Origin of the sequence: Streptomyces sp. NBC_01216 (genome assembly GCF_035994945.1) — a bacterium.
In the GTDB taxonomy this organism is placed as follows: domain Bacteria; phylum Actinomycetota; class Actinomycetes; order Streptomycetales; family Streptomycetaceae; genus Streptomyces.
In genome coordinates this window covers 4,268,024-4,287,558 of record NZ_CP108677.1, presented here as the reverse complement: position 1 = coordinate 4,287,558, position 19,535 = coordinate 4,268,024, and the positions used below count along the sequence as shown (strand labels likewise).

13 protein-coding genes are annotated in these 19,535 nt (G+C 72.4%); 8 read left to right on the top strand and 5 right to left on the bottom strand.

Features of this window, described 5'->3' with window-relative positions; translation table 11 throughout:
• Positions 1 to 75 precede the first annotated feature (75 nt).
• Positions 76 to 1,617: an alanine/glycine:cation symporter family protein gene (locus tag OG393_RS19090; RefSeq protein ID WP_327375879.1), complete on the bottom strand. Its 1,542-nt coding sequence runs from the start codon at positions 1,615 to 1,617 to the stop codon at positions 76 to 78.
• A 499-nt stretch (positions 1,618 to 2,116) separates the two neighbouring features.
• Between OG393_RS19090 and htpX the strand changes: the two genes are divergently transcribed.
• Positions 2,117 to 3,025 carry a zinc metalloprotease HtpX gene (htpX, locus tag OG393_RS19085; RefSeq protein WP_327375878.1) on the top strand — a complete coding sequence of 303 codons (909 nt, stop codon included), beginning with the start codon at positions 2,117 to 2,119 and terminating at the stop codon, positions 3,023 to 3,025.
• Between the two features lie 21 nt (positions 3,026 to 3,046).
• Positions 3,047 to 3,646, top strand: coding sequence for a PspA-associated protein PspAB (gene pspAB, locus OG393_RS19080; RefSeq protein WP_327375877.1), 600 nt, complete (start codon positions 3,047 to 3,049; stop codon positions 3,644 to 3,646).
• 27 nt (positions 3,647 to 3,673) lie between these two features.
• On the opposite strand, the gene OG393_RS19075 is transcribed toward pspAB, so the two are convergent.
• The 3 genes from OG393_RS19075 to OG393_RS19065 all read right to left on the bottom strand — a co-directional run bounded on the left by OG393_RS19075 (position 3,674) and on the right by OG393_RS19065 (position 11,149).
• Entirely contained in the window at positions 3,674 to 8,506 is a 4,833-nt protein-coding gene (locus OG393_RS19075) for a DNA repair ATPase (RefSeq protein ID WP_327375876.1), read from the bottom strand.
• Positions 8,507 to 8,604: 98 nt separating this feature from the next.
• On the bottom strand, positions 8,605 to 10,608 hold the full coding sequence (locus OG393_RS19070; protein WP_327375875.1) for an SPFH domain-containing protein: 2,004 nt from the start codon (positions 10,606 to 10,608) through the stop codon (positions 8,605 to 8,607).
• A 121-nt stretch (positions 10,609 to 10,729) separates the two neighbouring features.
• The gene (locus OG393_RS19065) at positions 10,730 to 11,149 is read right to left on the bottom strand and encodes a hypothetical protein (protein WP_327375874.1); all 420 of its coding nucleotides are present in this window, start codon (positions 11,147 to 11,149) and stop codon (positions 10,730 to 10,732) included.
• A 234-nt stretch (positions 11,150 to 11,383) separates the two neighbouring features.
• On the opposite strand from OG393_RS19065, the gene OG393_RS19060 reads away from it, so the two are divergent.
• The 6 genes from OG393_RS19060 (at position 11,384) to OG393_RS19035 (ending at position 18,829) form a co-directional block, all read left to right on the top strand.
• On the top strand, positions 11,384 to 12,445 hold the full coding sequence (locus OG393_RS19060; RefSeq protein ID WP_327375873.1) for a PucR family transcriptional regulator: 1,062 nt from the start codon (positions 11,384 to 11,386) through the stop codon (positions 12,443 to 12,445).
• Between the two features lie 216 nt (positions 12,446 to 12,661).
• Entirely contained in the window at positions 12,662 to 13,168 is a 507-nt protein-coding gene (locus OG393_RS19055; RefSeq protein WP_327375872.1) for a hypothetical protein, read from the top strand.
• A 109-nt stretch (positions 13,169 to 13,277) separates the two neighbouring features.
• A complete protein-coding gene (locus OG393_RS19050; protein WP_327375871.1) occupies positions 13,278 to 14,711 on the top strand; it encodes a flotillin family protein in 1,434 nt (477 codons plus the stop codon).
• 286 nt (positions 14,712 to 14,997) lie between these two features.
• Positions 14,998 to 16,905 carry an NAD-binding protein gene (locus OG393_RS19045; RefSeq protein ID WP_327378472.1) on the top strand — a complete coding sequence of 636 codons (1,908 nt, stop codon included), beginning with the start codon at positions 14,998 to 15,000 and terminating at the stop codon, positions 16,903 to 16,905.
• Positions 16,906 to 17,244: 339 nt separating this feature from the next.
• Entirely contained in the window at positions 17,245 to 18,258 is a 1,014-nt protein-coding gene (locus OG393_RS19040) for a PP2C family protein-serine/threonine phosphatase (RefSeq protein ID WP_327378471.1), read from the top strand.
• 43 nt (positions 18,259 to 18,301) lie between these two features.
• The gene (locus OG393_RS19035; RefSeq protein ID WP_327375870.1) at positions 18,302 to 18,829 is read left to right on the top strand and encodes a MarR family winged helix-turn-helix transcriptional regulator; all 528 of its coding nucleotides are present in this window, start codon (positions 18,302 to 18,304) and stop codon (positions 18,827 to 18,829) included.
• Here the strand turns inward: OG393_RS19035 and OG393_RS19030 are convergent.
• On the bottom strand, positions 18,751 to 19,458 hold the full coding sequence (locus tag OG393_RS19030; protein ID WP_327375869.1) for a hypothetical protein: 708 nt from the start codon (positions 19,456 to 19,458) through the stop codon (positions 18,751 to 18,753). The two genes, OG393_RS19035 and OG393_RS19030, sit on opposite strands and share 79 nt — an antisense overlap.
• Between the last annotated feature and the right edge of the window lie 77 nt (positions 19,459 to 19,535).

Genomic DNA, 19,535 nt, shown 5'->3' with positions numbered 1-19,535 from the left:
CACCCGAGGGGGTCCGTTCCCGCCGTTGTGGGTGGCGGGAACGGACCCCCTCGGGGAGGTCTCCGAAAGGAACGGTCAGACGCCGACGCCGGCCTTCACCGGCTCCTCGTCCGCGTCGTCGTCATCGTCGGTGGACTCGCCGGCCTTGCGGGCACGGACGAACTCCAGGAAGGAGTTGAGTTCCCGCTTGACGACCGGGGCCAGGAGGTAGAGACCGATGATGTTGATGACCGCGAGCATGAACAGCACCGCGTCGGCCATGTCGATCAGGGTCTGGAGCGTCAGCAGCGAGCCGGCGACCGCGACGATCGTGTAGAGCAGCTTGTAGACGGTCTCACTGGCGCGGCTGCGGCCGAACATGTACGACCATGCCTTGAGGCCGTAGTAGCCCCAGGTGATCAGCGTGGAGAAGGCGAACAGCAGGACCGCCACGGCCAGGGCGTACTTGAACCACGGCATCACGGAGCTGAAGGCGTCGGAGGTGATCGTGACACCGCCGATGGACTGGCCCGCGCGGGCCTCGACCCAGCTGGCCGGGTTGGCGATGACGATGGTCAGCGCCGTCATGGTGCAGATGACGACCGTGTCGATGAACGGCTCCAGCAGCGCGACCAGGCCCTCGCTCGCGGGGTGCTTGGTCTTGACCGCGGAGTGGGCGATCGGCGCGGAGCCGAGACCGGCCTCGTTGGAGAAGGCGGCCCGCTTGAAGCCGACGATCAGGGCACCGATGACACCGCCCGCGACGCCCTGGGGGTTGAACGCGCCCTCGATGATCGTGGAGACCGCGGCGGGCACGGCCGTGACGTTGACCAGGATGACGACGAGGCAGGCGACGATGTACATGGCGGCCATGGCCGGAACCAGGCGGCTGGTGACCGAGGCGATGGAGCGGATGCCGCCGAGCAGCACCAGGCCGACGAGCGAGGCGATCAGGATGCCGAAGAAGAGGGCACCGGTCGACGAGCCCAGGGTGTCGCTTCCCGTGACGTTGACGAGCAGCTCGTAGGACTGGTTGACCTGGAAGAGGTTGCCGCCGAACAGACCGAAGAACAGGACCATGAAGGCGGCCAGGAAGGCGAGCACCTTGCCGAAGCGCAGGCCGTTCTTGCCGAAGCGCTCGGCGAGACCCTTGGGCAGGTAGTGCATCGGGCCGCCGGAGACGGTGCCGTCGGCGTGCACCTCGCGGTACTTCACGCCGAGCGTGACCTCGACGAACTTGGTGGCCATGCCCAGCAGGCCGCACAGGATCATCCAGAAGGTGGCGCCGGGGCCACCGATGGAGACGGCGACGGCCACACCCGCGATGTTGCCGAGGCCGACCGTGCCGGAGACGGCGGCGGTCAGGGCCTGGAAGTGGTTGACCTCGCCGGTCGCGCCCTTCTCGTCGTACTTACCGCGCACCACGTCGATGGCCAGGCGGAACTTGCGCAACTGGACGAACCCGAACCAGCCCGTGAAGACCAGACCGGCCACGACGAGCCAGGCCACGATCAGGGGGAGTTGCGTACCGGCGACAGGGACGGAGTAGAAGACGACGTCCCCGAGCCATTGGGCGACGGGCTTGAAGACTCCGCTGACGGCTTCGTCAACGGACTGGGTCATGGAGTCGAGTGACACGGTGAGTACCTCGTGACGCAGGACCGGCGCCTGGGAGGGTGCGCCAGTGGATGTGCGGTCTCTGAGCGAATGCCGTTTGTCCGAGCGGCGGGCCAGGGTGTGCTGGCCCGTGGACTCGGACCGTGATCATCCTGGTCGTGCTGACCGGCTTCGGCCGGCCGCTGCGCGAGGTGGCGAGGGGTGGTGCCACCTGCGGAGTTGGGCATTCCTACCACGTCACCGCCAGAATGGTGTGTGGCGCATGTCACACTACGGAAGGTGATCTACGAAAACCCCAGCGAGCGTGACGCGACCGTTATCCGGACACCTACATCCGTTCACCGGGCACTTATCTCCGCAGGTCAGGAGCGTAATCCGCGGACGCGCATGTCGTGCGGGCCCTACGGGAACCCCGGACGGCCGGTCACCGAGCGAATGTAACCAGAACTGAGCGGATCGGCGCGAAAGGAGCACACTGGCAGCAGGGCTCGTGCGGCGTCTTCGCTGGAGGCTGATTCGGATGGCCAGGTCCCTGTCCCGTTCGCGCTACGCCCCGGATCGGGGGCTCACCACCCGCATGGTGACGACGATGTTCCTGATCGGGCTGCTCTACGTGGTCTTCGTCGGCGTCCTGATGGTCCTCCTGCGCGGCTCCTGGCCCGTCATCCTGCTGATCGCGGGCGCTCTCTTCGTCGCGCAGTTCTGGTTCAGCGACCGGATCGCCGCCTACAGCATGGGTGCCCGCGAGGTCACACCCGAGCAGGCACCCGAGCTGCACGGCGCCGTGGACCGCATCTGCGCGCTCGCCGACATGCCCAAACCCCGGGTGGCGATCGCCGACAGCGACGTACCGAACGCCTTCGCCACCGGACGCAGCGAGAAGACCGCCCTCGTGTGCGCCACCACCGGCCTCCTCCGGCGACTGGAACCGGAGGAACTGGAAGGCGTCCTCGCCCACGAGTTGTCGCACGTCGCCCATCGCGACGTCGCCGTGATGACGATCGCGTCGTTCCTCGGCGTCCTCGCGGGCGTGATGACCCGCGTCGCGCTCTACAGCGGCCTCGGACGCAGCCGCGACAGCAACACCGCCATCGCGGTCATCCTGGTCCCCGTGGTCAGCGCCGTCATCTACGTGATCAGTTTCCTGCTCACCCGGGTCCTCTCCCGCTACCGCGAACTGTCCGCCGACCGCGCGGCGGCGCTGCTCACCGGCCGGCCGTCCGCACTCGCCTCCGCGCTCACCAAGGTGACCGGCCAGATGGCCCGGATCCCGACCCGGGACCTGCGGAAGGCCGAGCCGTTCAACGCGTTCTGGTTCGCCCCCGCGTTCTCCTCCAAGGAGAGCCTGAGCCGGCTGCTCTCCTCCCACCCCACCCTTGAACAGCGCCTCGACCAGCTGGGCCGGATCTCGGCGCAGCTCGGCCGCTGACGACCGACGGAGGTTCGTGCCGTGGGATTTCTCGACGCCATCCTCGGCCGCAGCAAGCCGGTCCGTCCCGACCTCGACCGGCTCTTCGGCCTGCCCTCCGCCGCGATCACCCTGGAGGCGGGGACGGGGCTGGCCCCGACCGGTACCGGCTCGGTGTGCTTCGCGAGCGTCGAGGGAGGCGCCTTCGCCCGGCTCCGGCAGGACGTACGCGACCTGCTCGACGCGGACACCGGGCGCGGCGGCACGCCGGTGGAGTTCAGCCGGGACGCCTACGGCTACACCTGGCTCCTCACCCGCCACCCCGCCGAGGACACCGTCGGGCTGGTCAACGACCTGCACGCCGTCAACACCCTGCTCCAGGACGCCGGCTTCGGCCCGCAGCTGCTCTGTTCGCTGATCGGCTTCCGCCCGGCGGCGGGCGGACGCTCCCTTGCGCTCGTCTATCTCTACAAGCGCGGCACCTTCTATCCCTTCGCGCCGCTCCCCGGTGGGGCCGAGAAGCGTGACAACCCGCTGGAACTGCAGGTCCGGTCGCTCCTCGCGGACGACCTGCGGATGGAAGCCGATCTGGGGCGGTGGTTCCCGGTGTGGGGCGCGCCGGGCCTCACGAGCGCCGGATGAGCACGGGACCGGTCGCCCCGTTCCCCGTCACGGCCGGCCGGCGTCCCGCGAGGCGTGCCGTCCCGTGGGACGCGCGAGCACGTTTCGCGGGTCCGTCGCCCGGGTGATCGCCGACTCGACGGCCGTGATGCGATCGGCGAGCAGTCCCAGGGCGGCGACCGCGCGGTCCAGCGGATCGTCGCCGGAGCCGCCGAGGGCCCGGACGCGCGCGTGGGCGGTGAGGATCTCCGTCCAGCGGTCCCGCTGCGCGGCGGTGAGGGTGCCGCGCAGGTCGCCGAGCTTGAGGAGGTTGGCCTCGGCCTCGGCGGTCAGGGTCTGCGCCTCGGCGGTGTAGTGGTCGTCGATGACGGCGGCGAGTTCGGCGTCGTTCATGGCCGGCGAGACGCGCGCCACGATCTTGTTCATGTTGCGGTAGGAGCCCTGGAGGCGGAAGGGCGGCTCGGTTCGGGCGTCGTCGGACCGGGCGGCCGAGGCGATGTACGCCTCGTTGACGGCGAGGACGGTCGCCCGCGCGGTCAGGACGTGGCGCAACACGGCGAGGAGACGGTCGAGTTCGGCGGCGGCGTAGGGGTGGACGAGTCGGTCCCGGCGGGCGGTCGGGTCGCCGGCCGCCAGCCGCACGAGGAGTTCGAGGTCGTCGCGGTCGCGGCCGGCCAGGGGCGCGAGGACCGGGTGGGAGGTGAGGGCGTTCTCGACGAAGCTGAGCGCGAAGACCTCCTCCTTGCCGGTCAGCACGTCGCCCAGGTTCCACACGTCGGCGCGGTTGGCGAGCATGTCCGGCACGCGGAAGCGCCGGCCCGACTCCGTGTACGGGTTTCCGGCCATGCAGACCGCGAAGCGCTTGCCGCGCAGGTCGTGCCCGTCCAGGGTCCGGGTGGCGTCGCACAGCGGGATGAACTTCTGCAGGAACTCCGGCGCGGTGTGCTGGATGTCGTCGACGTACAGCATCACGTTGTTGCCCGCGCGGAGCGCGAAGGCGATCTTCTCCAGCTCCCGGCGGGCGGCGGAGTTCGGCGCGTCCTCGGGGTCGAGCGAGGTGGTGTCGTGGCCGAGGGCGGGCCCGTCCACCTTGACCAGCAGGAGGCCGAGACGGTCGGCGACGTACTCGACGAGCGTCGTCTTGCCGTATCCGGGAGGGGACAGGAGCAGCAGGAGGCCGTGCGAGTCGGTCCGCTTGGCGTCGCCGGTGGCGCCGAGCTGCTTGGCGAGGTTGTCTCCGATCAGCGGCAGGTAGACCTCGTCGACGAGCCGGTTGCGGACGAAGGACGACATGACCCGCGGGCGGTACTCGTCGATCCGCAGGCGGGCGCGTTCGGTGGCGACGAGCGCGGTGCGGCGCTGCTGGTAGGCGCGGAAGCCGGGGGCGTCGTGCTCGGCGAAGCTCCCGGTCCGGTCGAGGAACTCGTCGAGGCGCAGGGGCAGCGCGCGGTTCTCGATGCGGGGGTGGGCGCCGAGGAGCCCGGTGACCGTCGCGGCGGTCGTCACTCCCAGGTCGTAGCGGTCGAGTCCGGGGCACAGCTCGACGGCGACGGCCTCGGCGAGCGCTCCGTCGTCGGGCCGCTCCCCGGACCCCGCCGCGTAGGAGGTGAGCCAGCTCTCGACGAGCTGCCGCCGCGCGGACGGGTCCGTGAAGGCCGCGAGGCCGTCGTCGTAGGCGGACGTCCCGACGGCCCGGCGGAATTTGTCCAGGAAGGTGCGGGCCGTGTCCGAGACGGCGAATCCCGGCGGCCCGGACACCAGTTCCTCCACGAGGTACTCGGCCGCCGCGCGGTCTCCGATCTCCTCCGCGAGTTCCGCGCACAGCCCGTCCACGGCCGTCGCGACGCCGAAGGTGTCGCGGGCCTGGTTCAGGAAGACCGCGCGGCGGCTCCACAGGTCACGGGTCTCGGCGGTGGTGGCCTGCTCCCAGAAGACCTGGGCGGCGGCCCGCGCCTCCGGCGCGTAGCGCAGCAGGCCCGCGCCGTCGCGCAGCCGCAGCAGGGTGTCGAGGATCGCCGCCGCGTCGTGGTCGTGGACCCCGCGCTCGTAGCCCTCGTCGTAGGCGGACTCCGCCGCCCGGCGCGCGAGCGCGGGCAGGTCGGCGCCGGCCAGGGCGTCGGCGCCGTGCTCGGCGAGCAGGCGGGCGGCCAGGTACTCGCCGCGGTAGACCTCGGCCGACTCCGAGGGCAGGGTGCGTCCCCAGTACGGGCGGGTGGCGGCGAAGTCCGCTGCCGTGACGGGCTGCCGGAAGTCGGTGCCGGTCAGCGCGAACACGAGGGTGTCCTCGTGGGGGACGAGGGTCAGTTCGGGGACCTGGTGGTGGACGGCGAACCGGTGCCGGCCCAGCCGGATCGTGTCGCCGCCGTCGGCGAACAGCTCGGTGCGGTCGCGCAGCGCCCGTCCGGCCTCCTGCCGGGCGGCGGCGAGCCGTCCGTCGAGCTCCTCGGCGCGTACCTGGTCGCCCAGTTCGCGCAGTTCCGCGACGGCGCGGCGCACCTTGGCGACCATCGGGTCGGAGGCGAAGTAGGTGTGCACCTCGTCGAGGCCCGTCAGGGTCGCGACCCGCCGGGCGATGGATTCGAGGATGCGTCCGGCGGACTCGGCGACGCGCTCGGTGCGCCGGGCGCGGGCGTCCTGGAGGGCCTGTCTGCGGGCGGCGAAGGCGTCGTGGATCTCGGCGCGCTTGTCGTCGACGCCGGCGAGGAAGCCGTCGTGCTCGGCGAAGCGGGACTCGAGGTTCTCCAGCCGCAGCAGGAGGTGGCCGAGCTGGTCGTCGCAGTGCTCGGGGGTGTCCGCGGCGGCCAGGGCCGCGGTGACGGCCTGGCCGAGCAGCGCGAGTTCGGCGGCGAACTCCGCCCGTCCCTCCTGGTCGAGGAGTTCGGCACGGCGGGCGTCGAGGACGGCGCGGGCGCGGTTCACCGTGGCCAGGACGTCGGCGACGCTCTCCAGGATCGCCGTGCGTACGGTGGCGTCGCCGATGTCCAGGCCGGCGACGATCTCGGTGAGCGTCCGCAGCCCGAGGGTGTGCTCGTCGAGCCGGTCGCGGACCGGGCCCGCCTCGGCGGCGGTCGCCAGTCCGGCCGCCTCCCCCGCGAGGCGTTCGGCCTCGGCGTGGTGCGGGTGGAAGGCGTCGTCCCGGCGGAGGAAGTCGACGGCCCGCCGGGCCGCGGCGGCGATGTCGGCCTCGACGTCCGCGGTCAGGGTGTCGATGGCCTCGGTGTCGGCGTAGCGCATCTCCTTCAGGGTGACCAGGTGTCCCTGGGCCCGGCGGAGTTCGGTGATCCGGGAGATCCACTCCTCGGCCGTGGCGGGCGCCTCGCCGCGGACCCGCCGCACCAGGCCGGCGATCTGCCGGGTGGACGTCTCCAGGGCCTCGGCCGCCTGCCGGGTGAGTGTGGTCACCGTCTCGAACTCGTCGAGCACCTGCGCGGCCGTGGTCCGCAGCGCGGTGAGCGGGGTGAGCAGGTCTCCGGTCTCCGGGTCGCCCAGCCAGTGGTGGACGTCGGTCGCCCGGACGCACGCGGCGGCCAGCGCCTCGTACATCCCCGCCGCGGCCGCCGGTTCGGCGGCCTGGCGGGCGATGGACAGGCAGTCGGAGACGCCGCGGACGAGATCCGGGTTGCCGATGCGGGCCAGCGGTCCCGCGGCCGGCGGGGCCGCGTGGGTGTCTGCGGTGTAAGGGGTCCGCCAGATCTGCGCGAGATGGGCCCGGCCGGGCTCCTCGTCCTCGGCGCGCAGGACCACCATCGTCCCGTCGTCGAGGAGTGCGTGGCCGCGGCAGGAGACGGGGCTGGTGGTCTCCTTGCGGATCACGTTGTAGGGCAGGAGGAGGGTGCGGCTCCGGTTGCTGTCGTGGAAGACGAAGAGGAGGTCCTCTCCGTTGGGGGAGCGGACGGTCCGCTCGAACTCCGCGCCCGCCGGGTCGGTGTCGAAGGTCTTCACGGCGCCGGAGGCGAGGCAGTAGCCGCCGGGGAACACGATGCCCTGGTCCTCGGGCAGCCGCAGGCACGCCTGTCCGATGCCGTCGAGCCGCACCGCCTCGCCGGTCAGTGTGTGGAAGACCAGGTGGCGTCGGGTCTCCTCCTTGTACGGGTGGACGCGCACCAGGACCAGGGGGCCCACGACCGCGTAGGAGACGGCGGCGTCGGCCAGGGACTGCAGCGGCTCGTCGACGGGCTCGGAGTAGACGCCTTCGCCGGTCTCGGTGTCGTTCTCGGTCTTGAGGGTCAGCGTGCCGCCGACGGTGGAGACGTAGACCCGGCCGTCCAGCGAGATGTGCGGGTGGCGGCCCGGAACGTGGTCGTCGCGGGTCGTGTCCACCCAGTCGACGTCCTGCGAGGCGGGGAGGACGTGGTCGCGCTCCCCTCGGGCGTCGAGGAAGCGCGTCTCGCCCGACGGGCCGAGCGACCAGCGCAGCACGCGGAGGTCGTCGGCCTTCTCCCCGGTACGGAAGACGGCCAGCAGGCGGCCTTCGACACGGCGCAGCCGCAGCAGCCGGGCACCGCGGAAGTAGCGGTGCAGCGCGGCGAACTCGCGGACGAAGGCGGGGTCGTCGAGGAGACCGGGCACCGCGTCCTCGGGCAGCGGGTTCAGGTCTCGGTCGTAGAGGGTGAACACGTCGGCGACCGCGGCCTCGGGGCGGCCCGTGGAGGGGGTGTGGTGCCCGAGGAGCAGCAGGTCGCCGACGGCGACGACGTCCCGGGGCAGGCAGGCGTGCTCCGTGCGGACGCGGTCGGTGCGGGTGAGGCTGAGCTCTCCGCCCCCGAAGGCGGCGATCCGGGCCTCGTTGAGGGCCTCGGCCCGCCGGGCCAGTTCGGTCGCCTGCGCGGCGAGGCGATCGCGCAGCACGGCGTAGGTGTCCTGGTCGATGCCCGTGCTCATACCGTCCCACTCCCTAGTACAGTATTCAACTGAGGTCCGGTGCCGGCGTTCCCCCGTGTCCGGCACCGGACCTCCTTCTGACCACTCCCCCGGGGCGGTCAGCTCGTGGCGGCCGTTCCGTTCAGCACGGCCTTGTCGATGGTCTTCGCGTCGAGCACCCCGGACTTCATGACCTTCGCCAGCAGCGCGGACACGCTCAGGTTCTGCACGTCGGAGCTGGAGAGCGAGCCGAGCACCCGCGTGAGGTCCTCGGTGAAGGAACCCGAGCCGTCCAGCCACGGGCCCGCGAGCGTCTGCGCGGTCTGCGAGGAGTCCATGAAGCCGTCGACCGACTTGCCGAGCGCGACCGACCGCACCAGCCGGTCGAGGAAGACGGACTCGCCTCCGACGATGCTGATGTCGGCGTGCTCCAGACCGGTCGCCAGGACGGTGGCCTGCGCCTCCGCGACCTGACGCTGGACGTCGAGCCCGGCGATACGGATGTCCTTCTCCGCCTCCAGCCGCAGCCGGAACTCCTCGTGCGTGCGTGATGCCTCGTCGAGTGCCGCCATCGCCGCCGCCTTCTCCGTCAGGCCGGCCGCCTCGGCCTTCAGCTTCTCGCCGATCGCGGTCGCCTCGGCGAGCGCCTTCTCGCGGGTGCCGACCGCCTCGGCACGCAGCCGGGCCTCGGTGGCCCCGGCCTCGGCTCGGCCCGCCTTCTCGATCGCGTCGGCCTCCTTCTCGCGGACCTGCACGGACGCCAGGCCCTCGGCCGCGGCCTCGGCCTGGATGCCCTCGGCGAGCCTGACCTTGGCCCGCGCGTCCATGTCGGCGGCCTTGTGCCGGGCCTCGGCCAGGGTGAGCTCCTCCGCGGCCCGGTGCACCGCCGACTGCTCGGCCGCCTCGGCCGCCTTGATGTCCTTGACCAGTTTCTCCTGCGCCTCGGCCTCCGCCGCGATGATGATCGCCTGCCGCTCGCGCTCGGCCTCCTCGACCGCCCGCAGCCGCTTGATCGACTCCTCCTGCTCGGCGACCGTACGGTCCACCGCGATCCGCTCGCGGATGACCTCGGCGATGTCCCGGCGCTGGGACTCGACCTCCTTCTCCGCGGAGATGCGGGTCAGTTCGGTCTCCCGGTCGCGGGCGATGACCTCCAGCATCCGGTCCTTCTCGATCCGCTCGTTCTCGACGGCGATCACGCGCTCGCGGTTCTTCTGCGCCACGGCGACCTCACGCGCCTGGTTCTCCCGCTGGATGCCGAGCTGCTCCTCCGTCTTGAGGAAGGCGCCCTGGGACCGGAGCCGCTCCTCCTCGACCACCCGGGCCGTCTCGGCCTCCTCCCTGGCCCGGACGGTGTCGACCTCGCGGCGCTGCTTGATCTCCGCGTCGGCCTGCCGCCGCTCCAGCTCCAGGATGGCCTCGCGGGCGTCGACGTTCTGCCGGGTGATCTCCTTCTTCTCGTGCTGGCGCAGCTCGTTCGTCCGGACGTTCTCGACCGCCGTCAACTCGGTGATCTTGCGGATGCCCTGGGCGTCGAGGATGTTGCCGGCGTCCAGCTGGGCCAGCGGCGTCTGCTCCAGGTAGTCGATGGCGGCGTCCTCGAGGCTGTAGCCGTTGAGGTCGATGCCGATGATCTCGATGATCCGGAACCGAAGCTCCTCGCGCTTGGTGTAGAGGTCGGTGAAGTCCATCTGCTTGCCGACCGTCTTCAGCGCCTCGGAGAACTTGGCGTTGAACAGCTCCTGCAGGGTCTCCTTGTCGGAGGCCCGGTGGGTCCCGATGGCCTGGGCCACCTTGACGACGTCCTCGACGGTCTTGTTGACCCGGACGAAGAACGAGATGCGGATGTCGGCGCGGATGTTGTCCCGGCAGATCAGCCCGTCCCGTCCGGTCCGGGAGATCTCGATGGTCTTGACCGAGATGTCCATCACCTCGGCCTTGTGCAGCACGGGCAGCACGACCTGGCCGGTGAAGGTGACGTCGACCTTGCGCATCTTCGAGACGATCAGCGCCTTGCCCTGTTCCACCTTCCGGAAGAGCCGGCTGACCGCGAACAGCAGCGTCGCGGCGACGAGCAGGACAACGACGACGAGCACGCCGATGCCCACGGTGATGGAATTCATGAGAAACCCCGTAGGTGAGGAAGGAAGGTGGGGGAACGAGGGCGCGGCCGGCCCCCGGCGGTGCGGGCGTCGCGCCGAAGGCGGTCGCCGGGTACCGGCCGGTGCGCGGGAGCGCCACCGCTCAGCGGTGCGCCGCCGTGCCGCGTGGTTCGGGTGAAGGCCGCGCGGGCAGCCCGGGTTCGTCCGGGAACAGCTTCGCCAGCGGCCTGACGATCCGGCGCGTCACGCGCCAGGAGACGAAGGGCGCGAGGAGAAGCAGAAGCAGGGAGAGGAGCAGGTCGACGGCTCCGGGCAGGCCCGCCCGGTCGAGCGCCACGGAGCCCAGCAGGCTCAGGGACCAGCCGGTCACCAGGAACACCGAGACGGACACGGCGACCGGCACCCCGGCGAGGTGCCATGCCTCGGCGTCCACGTCGGAGTCGAAGCTGTCCCGCCCGGCCGCCCCGCACAGGACCAGCAGCCAGAACCCCAGGGCGATGATCAGGGCCGCGGTGAACAGCATCGCGGGGAAGCCGAGCGCGACGTCCAGGAACTCGCTCATGACCCTCCCCCTGACATGTCGGTCCTTCCGGCCCCCGGCATGGGTCCGGGCCGGCGTCCTCCGGCGGGACCATCCTGACAGGACCACAAGGCCCGGGACATTGCCGTTTTCCGGCAGTCTTGCCGCCTTCTCGATGCCGGTGGCGACACCTCGGCCGCGGCATGCGAGTCTTGGGCACCGGGTGTCACGTGCACATCGCGCACACCGGGTGCGCGGGGAGGGCGGGGAGGCGAAGTGACGGATGGGGAGCGGGTCCTGGCGTACCTGGAGGGGTACCCGGACATCCTGGCGCGGGTCTGCGCCACCGGCAGGCTGCTGACCCGCGAGGAGCGGGAGGCGCTGCGGTCGCGCGGGGAACGCGCCGCGGAGGCCGGCATCGGACTGCGCACACTGGTCCGCGCCCACCTCTCGGCGGCCCAGCGGGTCCGGGCGGGCCTGCCGCGCCCCGCGTCGGAGCACCTGCTGACCGCGGTCGAACAGGCCGTGGACGCCTTCGCCGAGGGCCACGAGCGCGCACAGCACCTGGCCATGCGCCAGGAGGAGGCGGCCCGGCGGGAGTTCATCGACGACCTGCTGTACGGGCGCAGCCCCCTCGGCCGCCTCGCCGAGCGTGCCGAACGCTTCGGGCTGCTCCTCTCGCACGCCCACGCCGTGGCCGTCGCCCAGGGCTCGGAACCGTACAACGACGGGTACGCCGTCACCCGGGGCGTCGAGTCCGCGCTGGTCTCACGCTTCGGCAACCGCCGGATCCTGCTCACCACCAAGGACGGCCGGCTGATCTGCATCGCCCCGGGCGACGAACCGGACGTCCTGGCGTACTTCGCCAAGCAGGCGTACGCGGCGACCGACGGCGGCCAGGTCGCCATCGGCCGCCCGCACCCCGGCGCCGGCGGGGTCGTCCACTCGTACGAAGAGGCGCTCAACGCCCTCGAGCTGGCCGCGCGGATGGATCTGGACGCCCCGGTACTGCACGCCGCGGACCTCCTCGTGTACCCCGTGCTCACCCGTGACCGCCAGGCCATGGCCGATCTGGTGCGCAGCGTGCTCGGCCCCCTCCAGCAAGCCCGCGGCGGCGCCCAGCCCCTCCTCGACACCCTCACCGCGTACTTCGACACCAACTGCGTGGCGGCCGAGGCGGCCCGGCGCCTGTCCCTGAGCGTCCGCGCCGTCACCTACCGGCTCGACCGCATCAACCGGTTGACCGGCGCCAACCCGGGAGACGCCGTACAGCGCTACACCCTGCAGACCGCCGTCATCGGCGCCCGTCTCCTGAACTGGCCCGAGCAGCCGCTCTGACACCCTGTCGGTGGGGAGCCGCCCGGTCCGCTTCCCGCCGGGCCTCGGCTGTCCCGGCGGACGGGCACCTCCCCGGCCCGCGCCCGTACCCGCGAGCGCTCGACAACGGCATCAAAGGCGCGTCAAGATTGCCGGACACTGGCAGTGAACTGCTGTACGGGCCGGTGGAACAATCCTCTGGACGGCGGAAACGTTCAGTAGTCGAAGGAGCTGGGCATGGCTTGGTTTCTCGGTCTCGGCATGGTCGGGCTCGTGCTGCTGGTCCTGGCCCTGCTCTTCGACGGCGTGCTGGAGGGAATCCTCGACGGCATCGGCGGGGGACTGGACGGATTCCTGTCGTTGCCGGTGATCGCCGGTTTCGTGTCGACGCTGGGTTTCACGGGGGCGATCACGATGGGGGTCACCGGTACGGGGGCGGGGGTCGCCACCGGCGCGGGCGTGGCCACGGGGGGTGCCGTCGCCTGGCTGACCTGGAAGTTCAGCCGGGCGTTGATGCACGACAACGCCGCGCCCGCGCCGCGGGGCGAGGACCTCGCGGGGGCGCCGGGAGCGGTCGTCACCGCCATCCCGGCGGACGGCTACGGCGAGGTGCTGCTGCACCTCGCCGGTCAGCCGGTGAAGTACGCCGCCAAGTCGGCCGCACCGCTCGCGCGGGGCACCGAGGTATGGGTCGAGAACCTGCTGTCACCCACAGCGGTCCTCGTCCGGCCCGTGGAACGCTGAGAGCCTGTCGGGGGACCTTCGCCCGGTCGGAGGTCCGCCGGCAGACTCCGAGGCGCCACGCGTCCTGCTCACCCGTTCAACCAGGCTCGAAATCAAAGGGATGTGTGTCATGAGCCCTGTACTCACCGCTGTGGTGGGCATCGTCGTACTCGTCGTCCTGCTCGCCCTCGTCGTCATCACCCGGTACAAGGTCGCGGGTCCCAGCGAGGCGTTCATCATCACCGGCAGACGGGGCAAGCAGTCCACCGACCCGACCACAGGCCGGGTCTTCACCGACAACAGCGGCCAGAAGGTCGTGGTCGGCGGCGGCGTCTTCGTCGTCCCCTTCGTCCAGCAGAAGTTCACCCTCGACCTGTCCAGCCGCCACATCCCCGTCGCGGTACGCGGCGCGGTCACCCTGCGCGGGGTGAAGGCGAACCTGGAGGGCGTCGCGATCGTCAAGGTCGGGGGCACCGAGGACTCCATCCGGGCCGCCGCCCAGCGCTTCCTGATGCAGCAGGACGGCATCGTGGGCTTCACCCAGGAGGTGCTCTCCGGAGCGCTGCGCTCCATCGTGGGCCGGATGTCGGTCGAGGACATCATCCGCGACCGCGCCGTCTTCGCGGGGCAGGTCGCCGAGGAGGCCGAGGCCAGCCTGTCCGGCCAGGGCCTGGTACTCGACGCCTTCCAGATCCAGGACATCGCCACCGAGGGCTCGTACCTGGAGGACCTCGGCCGCCCGGAGGCCGCCCGCGCCAAGCAGGAGGCCGACATCGCCGAGGCCGTCGCACGGCGTGCCGCCGAACAGGCCCGGCTCAAGGCGGAGGAGGAGATCGCGATCGCCCAGCGGACCCTCTACCTGAAGCAGGCCGAGATCAAGGCTCAGACGGACGAGGCCACCGCGCAGGCCAACGCCGCCGGTCCGCTCGCCGAGGCCGCCCGTCAGCAGGACATCCTCGGCGAGCAGGAGAAGGTCGCCGAACGACAGGCCGCGCTGACCGACCGCCAGCTCGACACCCAGGTCCGCAAGCCCGCCGACGCGGCCCGCTACCAGGCCGAGCAGGAGGCCGAGGCCCGCCGGATCGCCCTGGTCAAGGAGGCCGAGGCGGACGCCGAGCGGTCGCGCCTGACCGGTGAGGGCCAGAAGGCCCAGCGCGCCGCCCTCGCCGACGCCGTACGCATCGAGGGTGAGGCGGAGGCCGCCGCCACCGCCGCCAAGGGACGCGCCGAGGCCGAGGCCATGCAGAAGAAGGCGGCCGCGTTCGCCCAGTACGGCGACGCCGCCGTCCTGCAGATGCTCGTCGAGGTGCTCCCGCAGGTCGTCGGCAAGGCCGCCGAACCGCTCGCCGCCATCGACAAGATGACCGTCATCTCGACCGACGGCGCCAGCCGGCTGTCCCGCACCGTCACGGACAATGTCGCCCAGGGCATGGAACTCCTCAGCTCCACCACCGGGGTCGACCTCGCCTCCCTGCTGCAGGGCATCACCGGCAAGCAGCCGCAGGTCCCCGCCCCGGCGGCGGCGCCCGCCTCCGACGACGGCGCCATCGAGATCAACGGCTGACGGCCCGGCGGGTGGCCACGGCGGACCGGCCCGCCGCGTCGGACACGGTGCATCGCACCCGACGCGGCGGGCCGGTCCCGTCTGCCGCACGGTGCGGGCCCCCGCGGTCACCGCCCCGAATCCGGTCCGGATAGTTTGGACGCCGGGCCGGCCGCGCCGTCCGGCCCGCGTCGCGCCGAGGGGTGACGCGGACCGACGGCCGGATGGACGGCCCGGGAACGAGACAGGGGGAACGGTCGTGCTGCCGCTGCCGCACCAGAGCCAGCGCGGGGACCAGGCCGGCCACATGGTCGTCTGCGGCGAAGACGGCCTCGCGCACCGGCTGGCAGCCGAGTTACGGGACGTCTACCGCCAAGAGGTCGTCCTCGTCGTCCCCGGCGACCGCGCCGAGGGACGGCCCGGCATGCAGCACGCCGCGCTCACCCGGGCCGCCGGGCTGATGGGCCGCTTCGGCACGGCCACCAGACGATCCGCCGGTCCGGCTCCCGACGACACCATCGGCGGAACCCCGGCGCCCGTACGGGAGGTGACGTCGGACGCCCCGACGGAGACGACGCTCCTGCGGGCCGGAGTCACCGGGGCGGCGGCGCTGGCCCTGCTGTACGAGGACGACGAGACCAACGTCCGGGCCGCGCTCGCAGCCCGGCGCCTCAGCCCCGGGCTGCGGCTCGTGATCCGCATGTACAACCGCAAGCTCGGCCAGCACATGGAGGAACTGCTCGACCAGGCCGCCCTCGTGGCGATGCCGGGCATGGAGCGGGCCGTCCTGGACGCCTCCACGACAGTGCTCTCGGACGCGGACACCGCCGCCCCCGCGCTCGCCGCCACCGCCGTCGCCGGCACCAGCAAGGTCGTCCAGGCCGACGGCCTGCTCCTGCGCGCCGTGGAACGGACCCCGCCGGACCCGGGCCGGGTCCCCGACCCCGGACTGTGCACACTGGCCCTGCTGTCCTCCACCACCGCCGACCCGGGCGGCGCCGAAGGCTCCGACTCCAGCGGCCCCCAAGGACCCCAACTACTGCCCGACGAGCGGACGGTACGCTCCGCGACCGGGCGCGGGACCATCGTCCTGGAGACCCTCCGCCAGGCCGGTCCCGCACTGCCGGGGCGACGCCTCGCCCGCGGGGCCCCGTTGGCCGAACTCTTCTCCAGCCGCCTGCGCTGGGCCCTCGCGGGCATCGCCTGCTCGGTCCTCGCCCTGACCGCCGCCGCCATGGTGGCCACCGACACGGGCCCGGTACAGGCCGCCTACCTCACCCTGCTCGACCTGTTCTCCATCAACGACCCCGCCCTCGGCCAGTCGACCGCCCGTCAGGTCCTGCAACTCCTCTCCGGCCTGGTGGGCCTGGCGCTGCTGCCCCTCCTCGTCGCCGGCGCCCTCGAAGCGCTCGGAACCTTCCGCGGCGCGGGCGCGCTGAGCCGGCCGCCCCGGGGACTTTCCGGCCATGTCGTCCTGCTCGGCCTCGGCAAGGTCGGCACCCGGGTCCTGGCCCGGCTGCGCGAACTCGGCATCCCCGTCGTCTGCGTGGAGGAGGACCCCGACGCCCGCGGCATCCCCCTCGCCCGCAGCCTCGGCGTGCCCGTCGTCCTCGGTGACGTCACCGAGGAGGGCGTACTGGAGTCCGCCAAGAGCTACCGCGCCCACGCCCTGCTGGCGCTCACCAGCTCCGACACGACCAACCTCGAGGCCACGCTCTACGCCCGCGCCCTCAAGCCCGACCTGCGGGTGGCACTGCGGCTGTACGACGACGACTTCGCCACCGCCGTCTACCGCACCCTGCGCACCGCCCACCCCGACGCCCTCACCCGCAGCCGCAGCGTCTCCCACCTCGCCGCCCCCGCCTTCGCCGGAGCCATGATGGGCCGTCAGATCCTCGGTGCCATACCCGTGGAACGCAAGGTGCTGCTCTTCGCGGCCCTCCTGGTGGCCGGACACCCCCAGTTCGAAGGCCGCACGGTCGATGAGGCGTTCCGGCCCGGCGCCTGGCGCATCCTCGCGCTGGACACCGCCACCCCGGCGGCCCGCCGCCCCGACCTCGCCTCCGCCCACCGCGACGGCGAGCAGCCCCAGCTCCTCTGGGACCTGCACCCGGGCTACGTCCTGCGGCCCGAGGACCGCGTGGTCATCGCCGCGACCCGCCGCGGCCTCGCGGAGCTCCTGGCCACACCGCCACGCCCCGGGGGCGGCCCGTGAGCCGACCGGCGTGCGACGCAGGCCCCCCTGTCGCCCTCCAGGTCACCCGCCCGCCCCGGCGGCCCACGGCCGGGCCCGCGCGGCGGGAGCGGCGGGAGCGGCGGGAGCGGCGGGAGCGGCGGAACGCCCGGATTCGATTCGATAAACCCTGCGCGGGGGCGGCTCGGCGGCCCCCCGACCGTTGCATAGGCTCAAGGTATCCGGGCGCCTCGACCGGGTCCGCACGCGGGACGGCGCCGGACCCGCGGCGAGCCGCGCCACCACCGGACCCCGGAGATCGCCTTGCCCGACCAGCGAGCGGCTGGAACACGCGTCCTGACTCTGCTCCCCTACGCCGTGATGGCACTGACGGCGCTCGCCGACATCATCGCCGGCCCCACGGTCGGCCTGCTGCCCCTGATCGCCCTGGGGCCCGCCTTCGCCGGACTCACCGGCGGCCCGCGGCGCACCGCGCTGATCGGCGCGGTCGCCCTCGTCCTGTGCCTCGCACTGGGGTGGTACGACGGCCTGTTCCCCGGCCGCCGCGGGGCGACGGCCATGGTGTCGGTGGCCGGCGTCACGGCCGCGGGCCTGCTCGCGGCGGTCATGCGCCAGCGACGCGAGGCCGAACTCGCGAACGTCCGCTCGATCGCGGAGGTGGCACAACGAGTGCTGCTGCGCCCCGTTCCGCGTACCGCCGGGGAACTCAGCATCGCGGTCTCCTACACCGCCGCGGTCGCCGAGGCCCGCATCGGCGGAGACCTCTACGAGGTGGTCACCTCACCCGGCGGCGTACGCGTCATCGTCGGCGACGTCCAGGGAAAGGGACTCGACGCCGTGGAGACGGCGGCCGACGTCCTCGGCGCCTTCCGCGAGGCCGCGCACGACGAGGCGGAGCTCACGGGGGTCAGCGCACGGCTGGAGCGGGCCATGAACCGGACGCTGCGCGGCGAACGCTTCGTCACGGCGGTCATAGCCGAGATCCGGCAGGACCGCAGCCTGGCCCTGGTCAACTACGGCCATCCGTCCCCCCTGCTCGTCCGCGGCGACGGCACGGCCTCCTTCCTCGACCCGGATGTCCGCGCCGTCCCGCTCGGCCTCGGGCTCCACGGGGGCCGTCTGCCCCAGAAACTCACGACGACGTTCCGTCCGGGCGACCAGCTCCTGCTCTACACGGACGGGGTCACCGAGGCCCGGGACGACGAGGGGACCTTCTACCCCCTCGCCTCACGCCTGCACCTGCTGCGGGGCGCCACCCCGGAAGGCGCCCTCGACGCCCTGCACCACGACGTCGCCGCCCACGCCGGCGGCCCGCTGGGCGACGACGCCGCCATGCTGCTGCTGCGCTACCGTTCGCGCGAGACCATGGAGTGAGGCCCCTCCGACAGGTACGGGGACGCACGGTACAAAGGTCCGTATGCGAGAGCACGAGGAAGCCGGCCCGGCCGAACGGGACATCGACGCCGTCACCCGCGCGGTGCTGACCGCGTCCCGGCTGCTCGTCGCCGTCTCGGCCCGGTCCCTCGCCACCGTCGAGGAGAGCATCACCCTCCCCCAGTTCCGGATGCTCGTCGTGCTGTCCACCCACGGCCCGTCGAAGCTGGTGGTCCTCGCCGAGCACCTCGGGGTGAAACCGTCGACGGCGCTGCGCATGGTGGACCGCCTGATCACCGCCGGGCTGGTGAGCCGCCGGACCAACCCCGCGAACCGCCGGGAGACCGTGCTCAGCCTCACCGAGGAGGGGAACCGGGTGGTGGACGACGTGACCTCGCGACGCCGGGAGGAGATCACCGCCATCCTGCGGCGCCTCGGGCCCGCGCAGCGCGACGCGCTCGTCGAGGCTCTCAGCGCCTTCAACTCCGCGGGTCAGGAGCCGGCCGTCGGCGACGCCGACACGGGCTCGAACCCCCTCGGCTGGACCGACCCCGCGGAAGGCACCCGGTAGGAACGCAGCACGGCGAGGAGGCAGACCAGGGCGAAGGCGAGGAGCAGCGCCACGACCCAGGTGACCCCCCTCAGTAGTGTGAACGGCCCCTCGACCCCGCGCGGCGGCACCCGTCCCGCCGGATCCTGGACCATCCCGATCAGATCCCCCGGGCTGACCGAGGGACCGCAGCCCCGCCACAACCGCGCCGCGACCGGCGAACCGTCCTGCCGCCTGACCGAGCAGTAGTAGGCGGGGGCGCCGGAACGGCCGCGCTGCGTCGGCTCGTGGGACACCACCGTGACGATCACGTCCTGGGTGTGTCCGGCTCCCCTCAGCACCACGTCCGCGGTGACGCCCGGCACGTCCGACGCGAGCAGCGCCCCGAGCGCGGCGGCCAGCGCCACGAACAGATGACCGGCACGGGTGATCAGCAGATAGAGCAGGACGGCGGCGGCGGCCACGAGAACGGCCGCGGTGCACCACGACGGCGGCATACCGCCCAGAACGGAGGCGACCCCCGCCCCCGCGACCACCACCATCCCCGCGCAGGCGACCAGCAGGCCCTCGGTCACCAGCCACAGCGGGGCGCGGCCCTCGTACTGCGCGGGACCGAGGAACCGGTCGGTCAGTCGAGCCCTCGCACGCACTTTTAGACTATGCAATAGTTTCTTTCGGTCAAGGAGGGGACGCCAGGAGCCGTTACCGAACCGACGCCGCTCCGCTC